This window comes from Streptosporangium sp. NPDC050284, from assembly GCF_044459525.1.
Lineage (GTDB): Bacteria > Actinomycetota > Actinomycetes > Streptosporangiales > Streptosporangiaceae > Streptosporangium.
The window spans coordinates 389426-410904 of sequence record NZ_JBITIZ010000002.1 but is presented as its reverse complement, the minus strand read 5'-3'; the positions used below and the strand labels follow the sequence as shown (position 1 = coordinate 410904).

Here is a 21479-nt window from a genome sequence, read left to right as displayed (position 1 = left end):
CGGTCCGATCGTTCCAGCTGATCGCGGTATGTGGTTCTGCGGGGGGGTCTTGGGGCGTTGTCAGATCAGGAGCAGGGTCTTGCCCAGGGCGGTGCGTGACTCGATCGCGGTGTGTGCGTCCGCGGCGCGTTCCAGGGGGAAGGTCTGCCCGACGACAGGCCGGATCCGGCCCGCCACCGCTTCCGACATCACCTGCCTCGTCCACTTCTCCATCTGGGGCCCGAAGCCGAAGAGCTGCTCGATCCCGATCACCTCGACCCCGCGCCGTCGCGCCCGCGCGGGGTCGATCGTCGTGACCTGGCCGCTGGAGGCGCCGTGGACGGAGAAGCGGCCGCCGTCCGCCGTCACCTCGAACGCGGCCTGGCCGATCTCGCCGCCGACCCCGTCGAACACCACATCGGGGCCCGCACCACCGGTCGCCTCGCGTACCCGGTCCGTCCAGCCGGGATCGGAGTAGTCGATCGCGACCTCCGCGCCCAGATCGCGAGCCAGTTCCAGCTTCCGCGCGCCGCGCGCGGCTGCGATGACCCTGGTGCCGGCCGCCCGGGCCAGTTGCACCAGCAGGCTGCCGACACCGCCACCCGCGGCCTCGACCAGCACCCACTCACCAGGACGGATGCGGGCTCCCTCCACCAGGCCCAACGCGGTGCCGCCGTCGGTGTACAGGGCGACGGCCTCGGGCAGTCCCAGCTCTTCCGGTACCGGGATCAGGTCGCCCACCGCGGCCACCGCACGCTCGGCGAAGCCGCCGCTCTCCCCGGTGCCGGCGAGTACACGTCGTCCCGACCAGGCCGGATCCACGTCCTTTCCGAGCGAGGCCACCCGGCCGGCCACCGTACCGCCCGGCACGTACGGCAGTTCGGGCCTGGCGTGCCACTTGTCGACGCCACGCCGGATCTGCGTCTCGACGAAGGTGATGCCCGCGACGGACACGTCGACCACCACCTGGCCGGGCCCGGCGACCGGCTCCGGCGCCTCGCCCGCGACCAGCACCTCCGGACCTCCGAAATTCATGACCCTCACCACTCGCACGTCAGTCGCTCTCCCGTACTCGGCTGTCCGACACCGGCGCGGAGCAGTCTCCAACCTCAACCTCGATAGAGGTCAAGCGACCGCGAGCCACGCCCCCGAACTCGGTGCGGCCAGAGGCCGTCGCCGTCGGTTCGGTTGGTTGCCTGCGCGGTGCCGTTCCCCGATGATCCAAATGGGGGATCACACACCGAAGGGCGACGATGAGGGTATTGCTGATTTTTCTGGGGGTCACCGCGGTGAGCGCTCTGGTCGCGGTCGTCCTGCTGTTGCGGAGCCCGGCGGACGGAGGGCTGAGAGAGGAGCGGGTGGCCTCGGACTCCACCGCCACGGCCCCCGCAGCCCCCGTGGCGGGAAAGAGCGTGTTGCTGGACGTCGAGGGCGCCGTCCTTGAGGAGTTCTCCGGCGACTGCGCGGGCGTCGGGTATCCCTACCTGTGCCGGCAGGTCAAACAGCAACTTCTCGCCCAGGATCCGCAGTTGCTCAACCGCAGGGGCCTGACGATCCGCACGACGATCGACCAGCGGCTCCAGCGGGCGGCGCAGCGGGCCATCGACGCCCACGTCCACCGCGACGACCCGCAGGTCGCCACCCAGGTCATGATCGTCCCAGGTGAGGGCGCCATCAGGGCCATGGCCACCAGCCGCGACGCCGCCGCCGACAGGGCCGCCAACGGGGTCGCCTTCCAGCAGGGCACGACGGCGATGCCCTACGTCCTGGCCGCCGCGCTCGCCGCCGGTCTGCGCCACGACGACGGCTTCCAGATCTCGGACGAGTACCGCGCTCCGAGCTACGCGGCGTTCAGGAACTGCGCGAACGAGGCGGTCGCCGACCCGACCCACACCGTCGTGAACCGGGAGAAGCGTGGGGACCGGTTCGTCACCCTGCGCTCGGGCACCCGGGAGGTGGTGAATACCTTCTACATGCGCCTGACGGAGAAGGTCGGGCTGTGCGAGACCGTCAGGATGGCCGAGCGTCTCGGGCTCGGACGCGCCGACGGGACGCCGCTTCTGGAGTTCGAGACGTTCCCGCTGGGCATCAACGAGGCCGAGCCCGTCTCGGTGGCCAACTCCTATGCCAGCCTCGCCGCCCGCGGCCGTTTCTGCGAGCCGACGGTGATCACGGAGATCCGCGACGGCTCGGGTGCGCCACGCCCCTTTCCGCCGCGTTGCCGGCAGGTCCTGGACCCGGCGGTCGCCGACGCGGTCACCGACGTGCTGTCGGAGGCCCTGGGGGAAAGCGCGCTCGGCGGCATCGGCCGCGAGGCGGCGGGCATGCCCGGCACGACCGACGCCTTCACCGCCGCCTGGTACGCCGGATATACCCCCGGCCTGGCCTCGGCCGTCAGCCTCGGCGACTCGCGCGGCGCGTTCCAGCACGACCTGAGCGACGTCACCATCGGAGGCCGCCACTATCCGTGGGTGGACGGCATGTCGCTTCCCGGCCTGGTCTGGAAGGAGGCGATGACCGAGGCGGTGAGAGGAACGCAGGAGACCGGCTTCACCCGGCCGGACATCGGGCGCTTCGGCGCCTGCCGCGACGCCTGCCCGAACTGACCGCCGCGGCCCACCCGCCCGGCCACCGCCGCCGTCCCGCCTGCCGCGTCGTGCCCGAAGGCTCCGGCGAGCAGTCCGGTGGCCGGTAGCGGGGCCCGTGGACGTACCTGGCCGGGGTGCTCATGGCCGTAGTCGTCGCTTGCCCGCCAAGGCCGGTCGTCCACTGCGGGAGACTTCCCCCCGGACGGCACAGGGAGGAGGAATCGTCCCGCTACGACACCGGGAATGGGCGCGCGCCATGGCGCCACGCGGATGAGGAGGGCGCGATCTCGCCCGTGAGGTCGAGCCGAGCGGACGCGCCGAGGTGTCCGGCTTTCTCGGGGTGCTAAGCCCTGGTGAGCCAGGTGACCTGGGTGCCGTTGTCGAAGGACTCGCGCCGGGTGGGGGTGAACAGGGTGGGGCGGAATTGTCCGGAGAACAGGGAGATGCCCGCGCCCGCCACCACGGGGTAGCTCTTGAGGATGATCTCGTCGATCTCCGGGAGCAGGGAGCCGGCGAGCCTGCCGCCACCGCAGAGGTAGATGTCCATGCCGGTGTCCTCGGCCTTCAGCCGCCGGACGAGCTCGACCGGGTCGCCGGTCTCCACCCGCACCGTGGGATCGTCGATCGTCAGGGTGCTGGAGACGACGTACTGGCGCAGGTGGGCGTACGGGCTGGTGGTGGGGACGTCCAGGGCCGGCTCGTAGGTGCCTCGGCCCATCACCAGCGTGTCGAAAACCTTGTTTGGCGCGTCCTCAAGGCCGACAAGCCTGCGGACATGGGTGGGGAGCGTCTCGGGGTAGCGGTCGTTGATCCAGGCGGCCATCTGGTCCGACACGGGGTAGAAGTCGAACTCGGCGTTGGGGCCCGCGATGTAGCCGTCGAGCGAGACGGCGACGTAGTAGACGAGCTTTCGCATACCAATCAACTCCAAATATAGTACTCTACTTGTAGTGGTTGGAACGTAGTACTACAGATGGAGTGGTGTCAAGTGCGGAGGAATCCCGAGCGGCGGCAGGCGTTGATCGACGCGGCCATCGAGGTGCTGGCCAAGGAGGGGGCGCGGGGGCTGACCTTCCGGGCCGTCGACGCGGAGGCGGCCGTGCCCCCGGGCACGGCCTCCAACTACTTCGCCAACCGCGACGACCTGTTCACCCAGGCCGGCGGACGCATCTACGAGCGGTTGCTGCCCGACGAGGCCACGATGGCCCGCAGCCGGGAGGGTGTGCAGGACGCGACCCGCTATGCCGAGCTCATGCACGAACTGGTGGATCGGGTCTCCGCCTTCGACTCCGGCTACCTGGCCCTGCTCGAACTGCGGCTGGAATCCACCCGGCGCCCTGAGCTGCGCGCGGTGCTGACCAAGCGCATCCGCGAGGACATCGACGCCAACATCGGCCACCACGCCGCTTCGGGCCTGCCCGGTGACTCGACCTCGGCGGTGCTCCTCTACCTCGCCCTGAACTGGCTCATCGTGGAGCGGCTGACGCTGCCCGACATCTTCACCGAGCAGGAGGTCCGCGAGCTGGTGGACGCCGCCGTGCACAGATCGCTGAACGCCTGACCTGTGAGGCCGCCCGAGGGCTCCGGGAAACGATCGTCCCTTACGCGAGAAGTGATCTTCTGACTCTCCTGGTCCTCAGGCGCCGGTTGGCATTCGTCGATCGGAGGCGATGCGTCTCACCGAGGGGTCGCATCGGAGGGAGCGGGGGTGCGCGGTGCCGCCGGGTGCGAACCCGCATGGAATCATCGACAGGTGTTTCCAGTATTGGGGTGAAAGGCGGGCGTCTTGTGACCGATCGGGGAACGTTGGACGCACTGCGGCAGGCGGTGCAGGTGTCGCCGGACAATCTTCCGTTGCGGCGCCACCTGGCAGAACAGCTGCTGAGTGCGGGGTTGCTCATGGATGCCGAGGCCGAGTTCCGTGCCGCGCTCGCCCTGGTTCCCGGTGACGCCGAGTCGGCGACCGGGCTCGCCGAGGTGTTTCTCAGGCAGGGCAAGAGCGGTGCGGCCCTGGCGGCGCTCGAACGCGTCGCGGCCGGGCAGGGGCCGCCTCGGGCCGGGGTCATCGTGGCCAGGGCGCTGGCCGCGGAAGGGGATGTGGCGGCCGCACGACTGCGCTACCGGGAGGCCGTGGCACGGGACGGCTCGCTCGCCGATCCCGGCTTCGAGGCCGAGCTCGCGTTCGAGGCCGAGCTCACGAACTCCGATGTCGTGCCGCGCTCCATCCGTGGCGAGGCGATGGCGAACGTGGCGTCGCCCCTGAATCCGGGCGCCGACAGGCTGCGCACGAGCTTCGCGGACGTGGCCGGGATGGAGCAGGTCAAGCAGTCCCTGCGGATGAAACTGCTGCTGCCGGTCCAGCAGCCGGAGATGTTCGCCGCCTACGGCAGGCGTGCCGGCGGCGGGGTGCTGCTGTACGGGCCACCCGGCTGTGGGAAGACCCACCTGGCGCGGGCCGCCGCCGGAGAACTGGGCGCCGACTTCATCAGCGTCGGACTGTCGGACATCCTTGACATGTACGTCGGGTCCAGCGAACGCAACCTCCACGCGACGTTCGAGAGGGCCCGCCGCAACAGCCCGTGCGTGCTGTTCTTCGACGAGGTCGACGCGTTGGCGGCACGCCGCTCGGACATGGGCCAGGCGCACAACCGGCAGATCGTCAACCAGTTCCTCGCGGAGATGGACGGTGTGGAGGGCGGCGCCAACGAAGGGGTTCTGATCCTCGCGGCGACGAACGCCCCCTGGTACGTGGACGCGGCGTTCCGTCGTCCCGGCCGGTTCGACCAGCTGGTGTTCGTGCCGCCGCCGGACGCGGCGGCGCGGGCGGCCGTTCTGTCCCTGCTGTGCAGGAAGGCGCCGCTGGCCGAGGTGGACTTCCGGATGATCGCCGAGGCCACCGAGGGGTTCACCGGTGCCGACCTCAAGGGGGTGGTGGACCGGGCCGTGGAGGCCAAGCTCCAGGACGCGATACGCGTTGGCCGCCTCCTGCCGCTGTCCACCGCCGACCTGCTGGGCGCGGCCCGTTCGGTCCGCCCGACGGCGGTCGCCGAATGGATGGCCACGGCCCGCAACTACGTCACGTACTCCAACGAGAGCGGAGCCTGGGACGACCTGCTGCCCTGGATCGGCGGCAGGCGGCGATGACCTCCCAGGTCGACGCCCGGGTTCAGGCTCTGGCGGAGCGGGCGCGGATGCTGGTGATGCTGCGCCGCGGCCCCGACGCCGAGCGGGAGGCCCGTGCCGCGCTGGCCGAGGATCCGCAGAATCCGGCCGCGCATCTCATGCTCGCCCTCGCGCTTTTTCTCCAGAAGGACCTGGACGAGGCACTCGTGGAGGCGAACCGCGGGACCGGACTGATCCCCGATCACTGGTTCGGGCACTGGGTGGCCGGGCTGATCCTGAACAAAACCGGCCGGGAGCGCGAGGCGTTGGGGGCCTTCCAGAACGCGCTGGCACGTGGCCCGGACGAGCCGTTGATCTACGAACTGCTGGCCCGCACCCACTTCAACCTTCGCGAGTTCCCGGCCGCCGCCGGAGCCGCGGGCCATGGACTGCGGCTGGCACCGGAGGACGGCGGGCTCGCCCAGATCATGGGTATCGCCCTGGCCGAGCTCGGCGACGCGGACGGCGCACGCGAGCACGCCTCGCGGGCGATCCGGCTGGCCCCCGAGAGCGCGGACGCGCACCGTGCGTACGGGCTGGTCATGATGACGACCGGCGACCACAGGGCCGCCGCCGGCGCGTTCCGCGAGACACTCCGGCTCGCGCCCGAGTACGAGGAGGGCCGGAACCTGCTCCTGGAGGCCCTCAAACAGCGCAATCCGCTACGTCGTCTCGACGGTTGGCTCGCGTCTCTGCGTCTCCTCACCCGCCGACGGATCCTGCTGTGGCTCGCGCTGTGCCTGCTCGTCCCCTGGTTCGTCTACATGGTGCTGATCACACTGGCGACCTGGGTGAACTGGGTGGGCCAGGCCGTGACCACGCTGGTTCTGCACCGGGACCTTCGCGACCGGCAGTTGTTCGACACCGCCGAGGTGTGGGCCGCCCGGATCTCCGCGGGCCTCTTCTGCTGCGGGATCGTGCTGCTGGTCTCGGCCGCCGTGGCACAATCGCCCGGCACCGTGATGGCGGGTGTCGCCGTGCTCGGGCTGATCACGCCCGTCCAGGAGACGGCACGGCTCAGCGGGGTGCGCCGCCACGTTTTCGGCGGCATCACGGGCACGCTGGCCGCGACGCAGGCGGCCCTGATCCCGATGTCGTACTTCGGCCAGTCGCTGGTCCCGGTGCTGCTCGTCTTCTACGCCTGCCTGGCGTCCACCTGGGTCGCCAACCTCCTGCACCCGCGCTGACCCGGCTGGACCGGGGCACACCGGCGGATGTGCTCGGTGCCGGCCGGGGCGGAGGGCGCGGCCCTCTCGGCAGGGGAGCCGTGGGGCGACGGTGTGAAGGTATGGGGCAGGTAGCGTGCAAACCGTCGTACGGCTGAGGCACCGCCCTTACCGTCGCGAAGTATGCGAACAGTGGATGTACTGGTCGTGGGTGCGGGCCTGGCCGGTCTGCGCACAGCCCGCCTGCTCGCGCGCCGGGACCTGAACGTGCTGGTGGTCGACCGTCGAGGATCGTTGTCGGCCGGGATCCGCACGACGGGGATCTTCGTGCGCCGCACCCTCGACGACTTCGACATCCCCGATCACCTGCTCGGGCCGGGGATCCGGGACGTGCTGCTGTATCCGCCGTCGCGGCGGGCACCGATCCGGTTCACCAGTGACCGGGACGAGTATCGCGTGGCCGACATGGCGGCCGTCTACGAGCACGCGCGCGGCGCGGCGGAGTCGGCCGGGGCACGGGTCCTCCTGGGCGTACGGTACGTCGACGCGTCGAGGGGGTTCGTGCGGTTGGAGGGCGCGGAGCCGGTGAGGACCCGGTTCGTCGTCGGCGCGGACGGTGCCCGCTCCCGGGTGGCCCGTGATCTCGGTCTCGATGTCAACCGGCGCTTTCTCGTCGGCGCCGAGATCGTCCACCCGATCGCGTCGGGCACGGCCACCCCGACGTTCCACTGCGTGCTGGACCCCCGGATCGCTCCGGGGTATCTGGGATGGGTGATCGACGATGGCCGGCACGCGCATGTCGGTGTCGCGGGCTACCCGAACGCGATGCGCGCCGGTATCCGCCACCTGCTGGACGCCTTCGTCGCGGACGCGCCCGGCCACGTGGCGCCGGTCGGGCCGGTCGAGCGTCGAGGTGGTCCGATCCCGGTCGGCGGGGTACTGCGGCGGCTGGCATGTCCCGCCGGGCTGCTCGTCGGGGACGCGGCGGGCGCGGTGTCACCGCTCACGGCCGGTGGGCTGGACCCTTGCCTGCGCATGTCCGAGCTGGCCGCGGCGGTCACCGCCGGATACCTGCGTACCGGCGACCAACGCGTGCTGAGCCGGTACGACGGGGGCGCGTTGCGAAACCGGTTTCTGGGCCGGTTGTCGCTGCGCCGCGTGTTCGCCGGTATCCGGTCCCCCGCCGCGGCGGAGGCGGCGGTGACCGTGCTGCGCGGTCGCGCCGGTCGCGCCCTGGCGGCGCGGATCCTGTTCGGCGACGGCTCGTTTCCCGACATCGACCAACGACTCGCGGACCCGGTGGCCGACCACCCCCGCCGGTGACGGCGCGGGCCCGGCCGCCGTCCCGTGGCGGGAAGATCGGCCGGCAGCCGGGTCAGGCGTCAGGGGTGTCGAGGATCCGGCAGAGTCCGGTCAGCCACCGGTGCCGTTCGAAGAGGCTTCGGCAGTGATCGATCACATGATCATTGTGCCGGAGGTCGAGTGGCAGGGGGAGGTACGACCGTTGTCGCCCGGTGAGGCGGCCGAGTTCGACACGTCCTTGCCGCACCAACGGCAGGCAAGCTCTGGTCGCGGGCGGATCCGGCGTCATGCTCGTGCCCACACTGGTGCGGGGCGCCGTACACCCGGGGGTGGTGAGAAGATCGACCGCGCCTTCGCTCCCTTCCCGCCGGTTGTACGCGGCCTCCCTGGCGCCGCCTTTCCGCCTCCCTGCCGTGACCGCACTGCTGGACGTGATCGCCCGCGTGAGCCGCGAGCGGATCCCGGCCTGATCGACCGGACCAGGGGTAACGAGGATGTCGGAGGTTGAGCGGTCATCGGCGCGGAACCCGGTCTCCGGCGGTTGGCCTTTCAGAGGGCCATCCCGTGGATTCCGCCACGCCGGCCCAACCTCGCACATCCATATTCGGGTGACTGACCCGATCAGGCAGAGCAGGAATTGCTTCCTTTGAGGGCCCCGTGTCCCGGGTGAACATCGACTCTCCGCTGATCCCGTCGGTCACCCATTCTGGGCTCGAGGGCCGGTCTGACAGGATCGTCTGCGTCGCGGCGAGAGATTTCTCCGGGACGGTGTCGATTGGCGGGCCGCTCGTTCGACGTGTGGTGCGAGGGCCGAGAGGCGGTCCCGCCGGACGAGGAGAACGCGATGTCGAAATACCTGCTGATCATGCGAGGCACCGATGAGACGAACGCGGCCATGATGGCTGATCTCGACGAGATGATGGCCATGACCCACCGGTTCATCGAGGACATGATGAAGGCCGAGGTTCTCGTCGCGGCCGAAGGGTTGGACGATCCGGGTCAGGGTGTCGTGGTCGACTTCAGCGGCGAGGCTCCGGTGGTCACGGACGGACCGTACGGCGAGACCAGGGAACTGTTCGGCGGCTACTTCCTACTCGACGTCGCTACGAAACAGGAGGCGGTCGAGTGGGCCAGGCGGGTCCCGGCGGTCCGCGGGTCCAAGATCGAGGTCCGGCGGGTGGCCGAGGTCGACGAGGCTCCGCTGGGCAGCGAGAGCAACGGCCGGATCTGATGGGTACGGCCGACGTCGAGGCCGTCTGGCGGATCGAGTCGGCCCGGATCGTCGCCGCGTTGACCCGGCTCACCGGCGATTTCGGGTTGGCCGAGGACGCGACCCAGGAGGCGGTCGCTGAGGCGCTGGTGTCGTGGTCGCGTGTCTCTCCGGCCAATCCGGCCGGCTGGCTGATGGCCACGGCCCGGCGGCGGGCGATCGACGCGATCCGCCGCCGGACCGCCCTCCAGGACCGATACGCCCTGTTGGCGGCAGCCCCTGCGGTCGACCAAGAGGTCGATCCCGACAAGATCGGCGACGATGTTCTGGCGCTGATGTTCATCGGCTGCCACCCGGTGCTCTCTCGCGAGGCCCAGGTGGCGCTGACCCTGCGCGTGGTCGGTGGCCTGTCCAGCGAAGAGATCGCTCGCGCGTTCCTGGTACCCGTCCCGACCGTGCAGGCCCGCATCACCCGGGGCAAGAAGGCGATCGCGGCGGCACGGGTGCCGTTCGAGTTGCCACCGGCCGACAAGCGCCGGGAACGGCTGGGCGGAGTGCTCAGCGTCCTCTACGTGATCTTCACCGAGGGGTCGACGGCCACATCGGGTGACCGGCTGCTGCGCCCTGACATCGCGCACGAGGCGATCCGGCTGGCCCGCACGCTGGCCGCGCTACAGCCCGAGGAGCCGGAGGTGCACGGCCTGCTCGCGTTGTGCGAGCTGACGGCCGCACGCTTCCCGGCCCGGACCGGCCCGGACGGCACGCCGGTCCTGCTCGGGGACCAGGACCGGAGGCTGTGGGACTTCTCGGCGATCCGCCGAGGGCTGGCCGCGCTGGCCAAGGCATCGTCCTGCGGCCTCGGTCCCTATGGCCTGCAGGCCGCGATCGCCGCCGCCCACGCGTCGGCGCCCTCGGTCGAGGCGACCGACTGGGACCGGATCGTGCTGCTTTACGAGGCGCTCGGCCGGGTCGCGCCCTCGCCGGTGGTCGAACTCAACCGGGCCGTTGCCGTGGCCATGGCCTCGGGGCCGACGCAGGCCCTGGCCATCGTGGACGAGCTGATCGCCTCGGACCGGCTGCCCGGTTCGCATCTGGTTCCGACCGTACGCGGGGAACTGCTGGCCCGCCTCGACCGACGACCGGAGGCGCGCGCTGAGCTGGAGCTGGCCGCCCGCCTGTGCGCCAACCAGTGCGAACGCTCGGTGTTGCTGCGCAAGGCGGCCGCGCTGGACTGACTTCCCCAACGCGGCCGACGCGGATCCGAGTGGTGGGACTCAGCTCCTCGGCCGGCTTCCCAAGACGCGCCGCGGGGTCAATCGACCGTGATGACGAGCTTCCCCGGCGCGTTGCCCGCGGCCAGGTCGCTCACCGCGGTGGAGGTCTCCGCCAGGGGGTACGTGCGCCCGACGGCCGGTCGCACGGCCCCGGCCTCGATGAGGTCGCGCAGCGTGTCCAGGTCGGCGGTGCGGGTCAGCGCGATCAGCGCGTCCAGGCGTTGGCGCGTGAACGGTGTGATCAGCCGGACGGCCAGCATCCGGCCGAGCCCGCCGAACCACCGGCCGCCGCCCTCGCCGCCGACGATGACGAGCCGGCCGCGCTCGGTGAGCAGCCCGCGCAGCAGGGGCAGCGGTCGGATGCCCGCGATGTCGATGATCAGGTCGTACGTTCCGGTGAGCGGCTCGCGCGTGTAGTCGATGACGGCCCGGGCGCCCAGCGACCGGACGAGATCGGCCTTGGCCGTGCTGCACACGGCGGTGACGTGGGCGCCGGCGGCGGTCGCGAGTTGCGTCGCGAAGCTGCCCACTCCGCCGCCCGCGCCGATGACCAGCACCTTCTCGCCGGTGGTGACCTGGCCGAGGGCCCGCAACGCGGTCACCCCCGACACGGGTACGGCCGCCGCTTCGGTGAAGCTCAGGTTGGCGGGTTTGCGGGCGAGCTTGCCCGGGCGGGCGAGTGCGAACTGCGCGTACGCGCCGGTCGCCTCGCCGTACACCTCGTCGCCGGGGCGAAACGCGGTCACGTCGGCGCCGACGGACTCCACGACGCCGGCCACGTCCATGCCCGGCACGCGGTTGCGGGGTCGACGCAGGCCGAGGCCGGGGCGAGCGATGAGCGGCAGCCCGGTCATGATGTGCCACACGCCGTAGTCGACGCCGGCCGCGTGCACCCGGATCAGCACATCGTCGGCGCCGGGCGTCGGGGTCGGGACCTCGCCGAGGCTCAGCATGTGCGGCGGGCCGTACTCGTCCTGGACGATCGCCCTCATAGGGGGTCTCCTTCGGTGTCGGGGGAACCGGAAGACGTCATCGAGTCCGCCCCGGAACACCCGGGCGATGCAGATGTAAAACAAAGCTGACATTGCTTAATGTAAAAGGTCGCGGACATCATGTCAAAGTTTATTTACAGGTGCGGTCGCTGTCGCGGTGGCGTGCGCTGTTCGGCACGCGGGTCCGACACCCGCTCATGCCGATGAGGGATAGCGGTCGTCACCGGCGTGCTGGCATGCTGTCGGTATGATCGGACGCCTCGAAAAGACCGTGATCGACTGCCCCGATCCGCGCGCTCTCGCGGAGTTCTACTGCCAGGTGCTGGGGATGAGGATCAACGAGGACGCCGACGGCTGGGTGGTCATCGGCGCGGAACCGGGCCTTCGGCAGGTGGCCTTCCAGCGGGCCGTCCCGTGGATTCCACCACGCTGGCCCGACCCCGCGCATCCCCAGCAGATGCACCTCGACATTCGGGTGACCGACCCCGATCAGGCCGAGCGGGAATTACTCGCCCTGGGCGCCACCCGTGTCCCGAACGAACACGAGTCGGTCTTTCGCGTCTTCACCGATCCCGTCGGTCACCCGTTCTGCATCGTCTTCGGTCGGTCGGTGCTTTGACGGCATAGTCGCTGATCATGATGACCAGCCGCTGCCGGCCGGCGCAGTGGCATTCCTCACCTTGGCGGTCGCCCTCGATCTCCTGCGCCGTTACGACATCACCCTGATCGACCACCGAGTGATCCAGCGGGCTTGGACACCATCACGGCTGGAAGGACAGGGAAGATCATTCGGGCGACCACGCCGCGGAACGGGCACGGTAGGGCCCGCCCTACCTGTGATGACCTGCCTCCTTCATCGTGCACACGGCGCGACTCCAGAAAGCTGGTGAAAACCAACGGGGGCAGGGAGTTGCACGATGAAGAGGGATGTTTCCCGGCGAAGTGTGATCGCTGGGGCGGCTGTGACCGCGGTCGGGGCGCTGGTAGGGGGCGGCCGGACCGCGCAGGCGAGCACGGGAGCGGTCGGGGGCGCGGCGGGTAAGGTCACCGCCGTCGTACGGGTGACGGTCATCGACGCGACGGGACGACCGGCGGCCCGTGACATGACGGTACTGGTGCGGGGTGAGCGCATCGTCGCGGTGGGCCCGGTCCGGTCGGTGCCCGTTCCGGCGGGGGCGACCGTGGTGGACGGCACGGGTAAGTTCCTCATTCCCGGCCTTGTGGACATGCATGTGCACTCGACGGAACTGGAGCGCACCTATCCGCCGCTCTACCTCGCCAACGGCGTCACCACCGTGCGGGAGATGAGCGCGAACCCGGCGATCAGTTCCTGGCGGCGTGAGGTGGAGGCCGGTACCCGTCTGGGTCCCCGGTACGTGATCGGCAGCCGCATGATCGACGGTGCGCCGTCGCTGTGGGAGGGGATCGGGCCGCCCTTCGTCAGCGTGGCCGGTCCGGAGCAGGCCCGTGCCGCGGTACGGCAGGAGAAGGCGGCGGGCGCCGACTTCATCAAGACCTACACGCGGCTCAGCCGGGCGTCCTTTCTCGCCCTGGCCGACGAGGCGCGCAGACAGCGGATTCCCATCCTCGGCCATGTGCCGGATTTCGTCCGCTTCACCGAGGCGAGCGACGCCGGGCTGCGGACGATCGAACACCTGTCGGCGGTCTGGTACAACACCTCTGACCAGGAGCGGAAGTTGCGTCAGGCGATCGCCGCGGTGCCGATCGGCCCGGGGGAGTACGCCGGCTGGTACAACCGAATGCATCCCGTAGAGTACGCCGCCGCGCGCAGCTACGATCGGCGCAAGGCCGCCCGCGTCTTCGACCGCCTGGCGCGCAACCAGACCCGGTTGACGCCGACGCTGACCAACCACCGGGTCGTCGACACACCGTCGAGTGTGCGCACCGATGATCCGCGTCACCGCTATTTCCCCGCTCAGATACGGCAGTTGTGGGAGATGACCATGCGGGAGGTGTATCTGAAAGACCGTCCTGCGGAGCAGGCCGCGTCACGCAGGGAGCTTTTCGAACGCCGGCTGCGGCTGGTCGCCGAACTCGATCGCGCCGGGGTGCCGCTGCTGGCGGGCACCGATACCGGCACCTCGTATGTGATGCCCGGTTTCGGCCTGCACGACGAGCTGGAGCTGCTGTCCCAGGCGGGGCTCAGCGGCATGAGCATCCTGCGGGCGGCGACCCTGGAACCGGCGAGGCAGCTCGGGCTGCGTGACCACGGAACCGTCGAGCGCGGAAAGGTGGCGGACATGGTGCTGCTGGACGCCGACCCGCTGCGCGACATCCGCAACACGACGCGCATCAACGCGGTGTTCGTTCGAGGCCGGTTGATCGATCGCGCACAGCGGCAGCGCATGCTGGACGACGTGATCACGGCGGCTCGGGAGCCCGTCCCGGCCGCGGCGCGGGTGGCCGGCTGCGCCTGTCATCCCAGCGCTTCACACGCGCTTCATCACTGAACATCCCAGCGCTTCACACGCGCTTCATCACCGGACGTTCTCCACCCTCCCGGGCCGCGCGTCGGTTCGCCCGCCCGAGCTCGCGGCGGTGGGCGTCGATGCCGTCGAGCAGGCGTTGCAACCCGTACTCGAAGACCGCGTCCAGGTCGAAGTCAAACGGTTTCCGTACGACGTAACCGAGTCCGGGGTTGCCGGTGGACGTCCACCGGCGCAGGCCGTCCTGGAGGTTCATCCAGTCGTCCGCCGACATCCCGGTGTCCTCTTCCGCCTGCGTCTCCGTGAGACGGACGAGTGCCATGCCGCGTACGTGCCCGAACAGGTTGATGTGCGTGCACAGCATGTCGTGCGCGTCGAGTCCCATCGTGCGCAGTGTGCTGAGCGACCACTCGGCGATCGGCAGCACGTTGGGCATGAGTTGCGGGCGGCTCAGCGAGAACACCTCGGCGGCCCACGGGTGGCGGCCGAAGACGGTCCAGAACAGGTGCGCGGCCGCTTCGAGGCGTCGTCGCCAGGCGGTTGTCGGGATGTCGGGCAGCCTGGCGCCGGCGAACACGCTGTCGGCCATCCGCAGCGTCAGGTCGTTCCTGTTCGGGACGTGGCGGTAGAGCGCCATCGTGGAGACGTCCAGGGCGACGGCCACCCGCCGCATCGTGACGAGCGGCAGCCCGTCGGTGTCGGCGATCCGTACGGCGGCCTCGACGATCTCGCGCCGGGTCAGCCCGGGGCGCCGTGCCCGCTCGCCGGTGGACGGGCCGGTCCTCCCGGTCGCCGGCTCGTCTCGCCGCCGGACGACGGTCCCGCGGCCCGGGATCGTCTCGACCAGGCCCGCCTCGCGCAGGGCGCCGAGGACCTTGGTGGCGGTGGCCATCGCGACCCCACGGTCCCGGACGATCTGCCGGGTGGACGGCACCGGCCGGCCTTCCGCCAGTCGTCCGCTCCGGATGTCGTCGGCGATCTCATCGGCGATGCGCAGATAGAGCGGTCGGTCTGTCATGACTCTCCAGTGCACTAGTGCGGTCGTGAGTCGGCGGATCGCCGTACTACCCCGTTGTCCTGCGAAAACATGCGAAGTGCACTAGCTCGCAGCAGTGCGAGGTGGTGGGATTTCTTCGCTGCTGCGTACATTGTAAGCACTGCTTGGGACGGCTCCGGGCGACGAGAGAAACGAGAACACCATGCCTGATCTGGACACTCGGTCGGTGACCTCGGCGGACGGCACGCCCGTCGAATACCTCGGCGTGGGGTGTGGGCCCGATGTCATCGTGGTCCCCGGAGCGCTCGCGGTGGCGTCCGACCTCGCCGTCTTCGCCGGACTCCTGGCGGCCCGGCACACCGTGCACATCGTGCAGCGGCGTGGCCGTGGCGGCAGCGGCCCGCAGGGTGATCGGTACGGCATCGCGCGGGAGTGCGAGGACATCGAGGCGGTACTCGCACGAACCGGTGCGCGGCTGATCTTCGGGCACAGCTTCGGTGGACTGGTGGCCCTGCGAGCCGCGTGCGAGACCTCGGCGTTCGACGCGGTCGCCGTCTACGAGCCCGGAGTGTCGGTCGACGGGTCGGTCCCGGTCGACTGGATCGAACGAGCGCGCCATGAGATCTCCGAAGGTGCGGACTTCGAGGCGTTCGTCACCTTCGTTCGCGGGGTCAACCCCGATCAGACCGGACGCCTTCCACGCGGGCTTCTCCGGATCATCCTGCGGTACGCGATTCCCCGCGCGGAGCTGCGGCAGAACCTTGCGCTCATGCCCCAGGCGATCAGCGAGCACGCCGAGGTGGGACGACTCGACGGCCGGCTGGCCGACTACCGCGAGATCTCCGCGACCGCCCTGATCATGCGAGGCAAGGGGCGTGACACCGCTCGGCAGGGCGTCGCCCTCGCCCGATTGGCCGAGACGATTCCGCGCTCCGAGACCGCGACGTTCCGTACGCTCGACCACTTCGCGCCGGAGAAGAAGCCCGGCGAGATCGCGGATGCCGTCCTGCGGTTCTTTGCCGCGTACGTCCGGCCGGGTGTCCAGGCCGAAGGGTGACCCGTGGCTTCGGGGGAGCCGGGCGCACCGCCCGCGTCGCCGCCTGCGGAGAGAACGCCGCCTACAGAGAGAACGTCGCCTGCGACGGGAACGCCGCCTGGCCGGGGGTTATGGCGCGATCGGAGCCGAGGGGGGCGTGCGGCCCTTGCGGGAGGCGGCGGAACGGGGTGGCTGGGCGCGCAGGTGGTCTCGGACGCGGGTCATGATGTCGCCGAGGTGGTGCAGGTCGTCGTTCGCCAGGGGGTCGAAGAGCAGGCGGACGACCTGGATGTGGCCGGGCAGGACACGTTCGACGAGAGCCCGGCCGTCGCCGGTGATGGCGACCAGGGTGGCGCGCTCGTCGTCGGGGCTGGGACCGCGGGTGATGAGGCCGGCCTTCTCCAGCAGGCCGGCCTGGTAGGTCAGGCCGCTGCGGCTGTAGACGACGCCGTCGGCCAGCTCGGTCATGGTCAACGGGCCGTCGTGATGGGCGAGGCGGGCCAGCACCTGGAACTGAACGTAGCTGATGCCGCCCTCGGCGCGTAGCTGCTGCTCGACCTGGTGCTGAAGCAGGCTGACAGCCTCCATGAGCACGAAGTACGCGCCCAGCTGGGCGGGATCGAGCGGCTGGACGTCCTCGGTTCCCGCACCGGCTTCCGGCTGGCTGTCGTTCATGTCCTCACGCTACATGTTGCGAATTCGAAGCAGTGTGACGGTCGTCACACCCCTGAGGGTATCGCTTTGAATTCGAAGCGAGTTACCGTTCTTCCGGTGTTTCGACCTCGGTCCGCAACCTGTCCTCACAGGACGGCCGGTGGGTGAGACCGTCCGCGTCCCCTGACCCGCGAAGTGGCTGTCGGTGCTGCTGGTGGAACCGTACCGGGCCAACCGGTCCCGCGGCGATCATCGGGCCGCTCCGGCGGAAGACGAACCGCCGCTCGAAGACGTCCGGACACCGCGTCGCGGATCGATGCGGGTGACAACAACACTGAAAAGCCCTGCGAGATCCCGTCCGATCAGGCGATCGGACGGGATCTCGTCGTTTCCGAAATCCCGATGCGCCGGATCGACCGGGTGCGGGAAAGCGGAGGCCCGGGGCGGTCTTCGCCGCCCCGGGCCTCCGACTCGGTCCGCCCGCACCGGCCGACAGGCGGCCGCGGGCGTTCATCCGAGGTGGTTCACCGCTTCGCGCCCGCCGGTTCGAGGATCTCCCGCGTGCGCACGACCCCTTCCGGCCACCGGGCGTCGAAGTCGTCGAGCAGCGGTTGGAGCGTCGGGGACCCGACCATCCGTACCAGGGAGTCGAGGTCGTCGAACTCGTACTCGGCGAAGTGGACACCGGGGCTGGTCACGCTCCAGCAGCGTCGTCCCGACCTGGCCCCGAGCGTCTTGATCACCAGTGGGAGGTGGTCGGTCTCGTACCAGTGGTCGAAGTCGTCACGCAGATCGTCACGAACCTCGGCTCGCACCAGGAACACTCCCGGCTTCGCGGTGCCGATCTCAGACATTGTTCAGGTCCTCCTCCTCGTGGGACAGCCCACGACGCGTGAACAGGATCGTGAGGAACGCGATGATCGAGATGGCCGCGGCGAACAACGAGATCGGGATCGTGCTGTCGTAGCTGTCCATCAGCGCGACGGCGAGCGCCGGCGTGATGCCTCCACCGATGACGGCCGCGATGGTGTACCCGAACGAGATGCCGGTGTAGCGGACCTGCGTTCCGAACAGTTCGGCGAGCCAGGTGCTCATCGGGCCGTAGAGCAACCCGAGGAAGATCAGGCCGACCGAGAAGCCGATGCCCGCGAACAGGGGGTTGCCGGTGGCGATCAGGGGGAACAGCGCGAACACCCAGACGGCGAAGCCGATGACGCCGATGAGCATCGGAGGCTTGCGGCCGACCTTGTCCGAGATGTGGCCGGAAATCATGATCGCGCTGAAGTAGAAGACGGACGCGATCAGGACCATCACCAAACCGGCCGTCGCACTGAAGCCCACCTCGTTACGGGCGTACGACAGGGCGAAGATGATGGACAGGTAGTAGCCGGCGTGGATGCCGAGCGAGGCGCCGATGGAGGAGAGGACGCTGCGCGGGTAGCGCTTGAACATCTCCATGAGGGGGATCTTGACGACCTCCGTGGTCTTCGACTGCTCGACGACCTCCTTGAACGCCTGCGACTCCTCGAGTGACAGGCGGATGTACAGGCCGACGATGACCATGATGGCGCTCAACAGGAACGGGATGCGCCAGCCCCACGAGTTGAAGGCGTCCTCCGGCATGAACGCCGAGGTGAGGGCGATCAGTCCTGCGGCGAGGATGTATCCGATCGGTGAGGCGCTGCCCATCCAGGCTCCGAAGAAGCCGCGACGCTTGGCCGCCCCTTCGTGCTCGACCACCATCAGCACCGCACCGCCGTACTCGCCGCCCAGTGCCAGACCCTGGATCAGGCGGAGCGTGACGAGGAGGATCGGGGCCGCGATCCCGATCGAGGCGTAGGTGGGGAGCAGGCCGATGGCGAACGTGCCGATACCCATCATGAGCAGCGCGAGGACCAGCATCTTCTTGCGGCCGTACTTGTCGCCGAAGTGGCCGAACACGATGCCGCCGAAGGGCCGCGCGACGAACGCGACGCCGAACGTCGCCAGGGAGAGCAGTGTGCTGGTGAGCGGGTTGTCCGAGGGGAAGAAGAGCGGCCCGAGAACCAGCGCGGCCATGGCGCCGAAAAGATTGAAGTCGAACCACTCGATCACGGTGCCGACCATGGAGGCGGTGGTGACTTTGCGGATGGAGTTCTTGCTGGCTTGGGGGGCGCCCTTGTTGGTGGCGGCGACAGCGTCTTGTGTCATACCGGATTCCTAATGTTCGACATTCGACCTGATGGACGGACGATACCGGTGGGTCGTGATGAAGGCAACAGTCTTATTTGTCGTGCTCACCGGCTCGCCTCGGCCGAAGTGAGGGGATCGGCCGGGTTTTCCGGTGATGAATCGGGGTGTCATGCCCCCTGCGGCAGGCACCCCTTGTGGGGGTGTTCGGTGTCGTGCGGCCGGGGTTGTGGTGGCCTGACCGGCGTCGCGTGTCGGCGGCGGGGTGGGCCGCCGGAGGTGGCCCTGGACGGTGTCTTCGGCTTCGGGGTGCCCGGGAGGGCTTCGGGGTGCCCGGGAGAGAAGGCCGAGGCGAGGAGTCGTGATCGCCGGGGGCGTGCCCCCGCCACGTGCCGGTCGGTAGCCGGGAAAGTGTGGCGGGTGCCTAATCTGGCCGGCGGCCAGGGAGGCAGGCGCCTGGCTCTGTCTGGTCGCCGATCCGGAGGCGCTCTGGGTGTTCGGCCGGGGGCTCTCTGTGAAAGTCCCAGGTCGTGGAACTTTACCGCATGGTTTCCGGTTAACGTTCGTTACGAAATGTGATTGATTCGTAACGTTCGAGCACGGTGTGGCAGTGCCGTCGCCGCTATCGCCGAGCCTCCGTGGAACGCAGGCGATCCGCGAAGAGCGCGGGCTGGGGGGCCGAATGGCCGCCGTACTGATCCGCGTGACGCTGCACATGCATCAGCGGGGCGGACAGGAACCCGCCGTCGACCACCAGTTCCTGGCCGTTGACGAACGCGGCGGCGTCGCTCGCCAGGTAGGCGACCACGCTCGCGATGTCGGACGCGCCGCCGATGCGGCGCACCGGGGTGAGCTGGGTGCGCAACGCGAGCAGATCGGGGTCGGCGTAGTGGGCCGCCGACATCTCCGTGCGCACGAACCCGGGACTCACCGCGTTCGCCCGCACTCCCAGCGGGCCCCACTCCACGGCGGTATGTCGCGTCAGTGCGACCAGGCCCGCCTTGGAGACGCCGTAGGTGGGGGAGGTGTTCGGCGAGTGCGCCCCCACCGAGGCGATGTTCACGACGGCGCCGCGGCCATTGTCGATCATGAGACGGCCCAGCTCGCGAGTGCAGAGCATCGCGGCCGTCAGGTTCACCGCGATCGTCTCGTTCCACGCCGCCGTGGAGAGCGACGCCAACGGCCCGGGGGTGCCCAGGATGCCGGCGTTGTTCACCAGCACGTGGCAGGTCCCGAACCTGCCGGCCGTCGCCTCCGCGAGGCCGACGACGTCCTCCTCGTCGGTCAGATCCCCGGCGTGGACCATGACGCGGTCGGGGAGGCCGAGCCGCAGGGAGACCTCCTCCAGGCGGCCGGCGTCCCGATCCGTGAGCACCACACTCGCGCCGGCTTCGAGGAACTCGCCCGCGATCGAGCGCCCCAGACCTCCCGCCGCACCGGTCACGACCACTACCTGCCCCTCGAAACCCATCGTGCACTCCCTGTGTCGGCTATTTAAGGACGAGCCGATTATTGTCGGACAGTTCGGAGTGCGGCAAGGGGGAGAGGGCTGCGACGTGTTCTCGGCCGCGCGGGCCCGAGTCGGGATGCGCCGAATCGCCGTACGGGCCAGGGGTTGGGGGCGCCGGGTCGGAGGCGCTCCGTGCGGGCCGGAGTCAGGGGCGCCCTCAAGCAGACGCCCCGTGTGGGCCCGAAGTCAGGGGCGCACGATCGAAGAGACGCCCCGTGCGGGCCCGGAGTCAGGGTCGCACGGGGGTGAACGGTGCTCGTGCGGGCCGGAGCCGGAGGCGCCGGGTCAGATGCGCTCCGCCGCGGCCACGCGGTGAGCCTGCAGGTAGCGAAGGTGCGTCACCATGGCGTTCTGGGCCGCGTCCTCGTCGCCCGCCTCGATCGCCTTCACGATCTGCAGGTGCTGGAGCACGGTCTCGGCGCCGACCTGCTCGGAGAGATCGAGGAACCGCACGGGCATCGTCTGCTCGTGCAGGGCCTGGACGAAGGAGCCCAGCACTCGGTTGCCGGAAGCGCGGGCGACAGCGGAATGGAAGTCGACGTCGAGCTGGGGCACGGACGGGTCTGTCACGCGGACCGACTTCTGACGCTCGATGATCTTGTGCATCTGGGCGAGGTCCTCCGCGTTGCGGTGGCCGGCGGCGAGCCGGACCGCGGGGACCTCAAGGTATTCGCGCACCGACTGCACCTCGTCGGCCCCGATGCTGCCGAGGCTGAGCAGGTTCTTCATGGACTCCGACAGCATCTCGCTGAGTGCCTCGTGGTCCACGGCCCGGACGAAGCTGCCGCCCCCCGCTCCGGGGACCTTCTCGATGAAGTTCTGCGTCGACAGCGAGCGCAGCGCCTCGCGCACCGTCGTCCTGCTCACCTCGAACTGACGTGCGAGCTCGGTCTCGGAGGGGAGACGCTCGCCGCGCTTGAGCTCGCCGTCGAGGATCGCCCGACGGATGCGGTCCTCCACCTGCTGGCGCGGGCGCACGACCGCCTGCCCAAG

20 protein-coding genes are annotated in these 21479 nt (G+C 69.8%); 11 read left to right on the top strand and 9 right to left on the bottom strand.

What is annotated here, in order from left to right; genetic code table 11:
- Window positions 1–60 precede the first annotated feature (60 nt).
- Window positions 61–1014 (bottom strand): zinc-binding dehydrogenase, encoded by a 954-nt coding sequence (locus ACIBH4_RS06200; protein ID WP_362516753.1) that lies wholly within the window; start codon window positions 1012–1014, stop codon window positions 61–63.
- 227 nt (window positions 1015–1241) lie between these two features.
- Here ACIBH4_RS06200 and ACIBH4_RS06195 point away from each other — a divergent pair, with 227 nt between their 5' ends.
- Window positions 1242–2585, top strand: a complete 1344-nt coding sequence (locus tag ACIBH4_RS06195; RefSeq protein ID WP_362764531.1) for a hypothetical protein — start codon at window positions 1242–1244, stop codon at window positions 2583–2585.
- Window positions 2586–2910: 325 nt separating this feature from the next.
- Here the strand turns inward: ACIBH4_RS06195 and ACIBH4_RS06190 are convergent, their stop codons facing one another.
- On the bottom strand, window positions 2911–3483 hold the full coding sequence (locus ACIBH4_RS06190; RefSeq protein ID WP_362516905.1) for a dihydrofolate reductase family protein: 573 nt from the start codon (window positions 3481–3483) through the stop codon (window positions 2911–2913).
- Between the two features lie 72 nt (window positions 3484–3555).
- Here ACIBH4_RS06190 and ACIBH4_RS06185 point away from each other — a divergent pair, with 72 nt between their 5' ends.
- The 7 genes from ACIBH4_RS06185 (at window position 3556) to ACIBH4_RS06155 (ending at window position 10642) form a co-directional block, all read left to right on the top strand.
- Window positions 3556–4128 carry a TetR family transcriptional regulator gene (locus tag ACIBH4_RS06185; RefSeq protein ID WP_362516749.1) on the top strand — a complete coding sequence of 191 codons (573 nt, stop codon included), beginning with the start codon at window positions 3556–3558 and terminating at the stop codon, window positions 4126–4128.
- Between the two features lie 227 nt (window positions 4129–4355).
- Window positions 4356–5711, top strand: a complete 1356-nt coding sequence (locus ACIBH4_RS06180) for an AAA family ATPase (protein WP_362764534.1) — start codon at window positions 4356–4358, stop codon at window positions 5709–5711.
- Window positions 5708–6916, top strand: a complete 1209-nt coding sequence (locus ACIBH4_RS06175) for a tetratricopeptide repeat protein (protein WP_362516745.1) — start codon at window positions 5708–5710, stop codon at window positions 6914–6916. The genes ACIBH4_RS06180 and ACIBH4_RS06175 overlap by 4 nt, the downstream gene beginning before the upstream one ends.
- A 162-nt stretch (window positions 6917–7078) precedes the next feature.
- Window positions 7079–8218 (top strand): NAD(P)/FAD-dependent oxidoreductase, encoded by a 1140-nt coding sequence (locus ACIBH4_RS06170; RefSeq protein WP_362516743.1) that lies wholly within the window; start codon window positions 7079–7081, stop codon window positions 8216–8218.
- Between the two features lie 266 nt (window positions 8219–8484).
- On the top strand, window positions 8485–8667 hold the full coding sequence (locus ACIBH4_RS06165; RefSeq protein WP_362516741.1) for a hypothetical protein: 183 nt from the start codon (window positions 8485–8487) through the stop codon (window positions 8665–8667).
- A gap of 374 nt (window positions 8668–9041) precedes the next feature.
- On the top strand, window positions 9042–9428 hold the full coding sequence (locus ACIBH4_RS06160; RefSeq protein ID WP_362516739.1) for a YciI family protein: 387 nt from the start codon (window positions 9042–9044) through the stop codon (window positions 9426–9428).
- Window positions 9428–10642, top strand: a complete 1215-nt coding sequence (locus ACIBH4_RS06155; protein ID WP_362516737.1) for a DUF6596 domain-containing protein — start codon at window positions 9428–9430, stop codon at window positions 10640–10642. Before ACIBH4_RS06160 ends, ACIBH4_RS06155 begins: the two co-directional genes overlap by 1 nt.
- Window positions 10643–10719: 77 nt before the next feature.
- Here the strand turns inward: ACIBH4_RS06155 and ACIBH4_RS06150 are convergent, their stop codons facing one another.
- Window positions 10720–11673 (bottom strand): NAD(P)-dependent alcohol dehydrogenase, encoded by a 954-nt coding sequence (locus ACIBH4_RS06150; RefSeq protein WP_362516735.1) that lies wholly within the window; start codon window positions 11671–11673, stop codon window positions 10720–10722.
- Window positions 11674–11920: 247 nt separating this feature from the next.
- Here ACIBH4_RS06150 and ACIBH4_RS06145 point away from each other — a divergent pair, with 247 nt between their 5' ends.
- Window positions 11921–12292, top strand: a complete 372-nt coding sequence (locus ACIBH4_RS06145; RefSeq protein WP_362516733.1) for a VOC family protein — start codon at window positions 11921–11923, stop codon at window positions 12290–12292.
- A gap of 298 nt (window positions 12293–12590) precedes the next feature.
- The gene (locus ACIBH4_RS06140) at window positions 12591–14144 is read left to right on the top strand and encodes an amidohydrolase family protein (protein ID WP_362516731.1); all 1554 of its coding nucleotides are present in this window, start codon (window positions 12591–12593) and stop codon (window positions 14142–14144) included.
- Window positions 14145–14157: 13 nt separating this feature from the next.
- Here the strand turns inward: ACIBH4_RS06140 and ACIBH4_RS06135 are convergent, their stop codons facing one another.
- Window positions 14158–15138 carry a TetR/AcrR family transcriptional regulator C-terminal domain-containing protein gene (locus ACIBH4_RS06135; RefSeq protein ID WP_362764538.1) on the bottom strand — a complete coding sequence of 327 codons (981 nt, stop codon included), beginning with the start codon at window positions 15136–15138 and terminating at the stop codon, window positions 14158–14160.
- A 181-nt stretch (window positions 15139–15319) separates the two neighbouring features.
- Here ACIBH4_RS06135 and ACIBH4_RS06130 point away from each other — a divergent pair, with 181 nt between their 5' ends.
- The gene (locus tag ACIBH4_RS06130) at window positions 15320–16174 is read left to right on the top strand and encodes an alpha/beta hydrolase (RefSeq protein ID WP_362764541.1); all 855 of its coding nucleotides are present in this window, start codon (window positions 15320–15322) and stop codon (window positions 16172–16174) included.
- 108 nt (window positions 16175–16282) lie between these two features.
- Here ACIBH4_RS06130 and ACIBH4_RS06125 read toward each other — a convergent pair whose 3' ends face one another.
- The 5 genes from ACIBH4_RS06125 to ACIBH4_RS06105 all read right to left on the bottom strand — a co-directional run bounded on the left by ACIBH4_RS06125 (window position 16283) and on the right by ACIBH4_RS06105 (window position 21464).
- Complete coding sequence (locus tag ACIBH4_RS06125; RefSeq protein ID WP_362516725.1) at window positions 16283–16828, bottom strand: MarR family transcriptional regulator; 546 nt, start codon at window positions 16826–16828, stop codon at window positions 16283–16285.
- Between the two features lie 503 nt (window positions 16829–17331).
- On the bottom strand, window positions 17332–17661 hold the full coding sequence (locus tag ACIBH4_RS06120) for a hypothetical protein (protein ID WP_362516723.1): 330 nt from the start codon (window positions 17659–17661) through the stop codon (window positions 17332–17334).
- Complete coding sequence (locus tag ACIBH4_RS06115) at window positions 17654–18997, bottom strand: MFS transporter (protein WP_362516721.1); 1344 nt, start codon at window positions 18995–18997, stop codon at window positions 17654–17656. The genes ACIBH4_RS06120 and ACIBH4_RS06115 overlap by 8 nt, the downstream gene beginning before the upstream one ends.
- A 601-nt stretch (window positions 18998–19598) precedes the next feature.
- Window positions 19599–20447 (bottom strand): SDR family oxidoreductase, encoded by an 849-nt coding sequence (locus tag ACIBH4_RS06110; protein WP_362516719.1) that lies wholly within the window; start codon window positions 20445–20447, stop codon window positions 19599–19601.
- Window positions 20448–20771: 324 nt separating this feature from the next.
- A complete protein-coding gene (locus ACIBH4_RS06105; RefSeq protein WP_362516717.1) occupies window positions 20772–21464 on the bottom strand; it encodes a FadR/GntR family transcriptional regulator in 693 nt (230 codons plus the stop codon).
- Window positions 21465–21479: the final 15 nt, after the last annotated feature.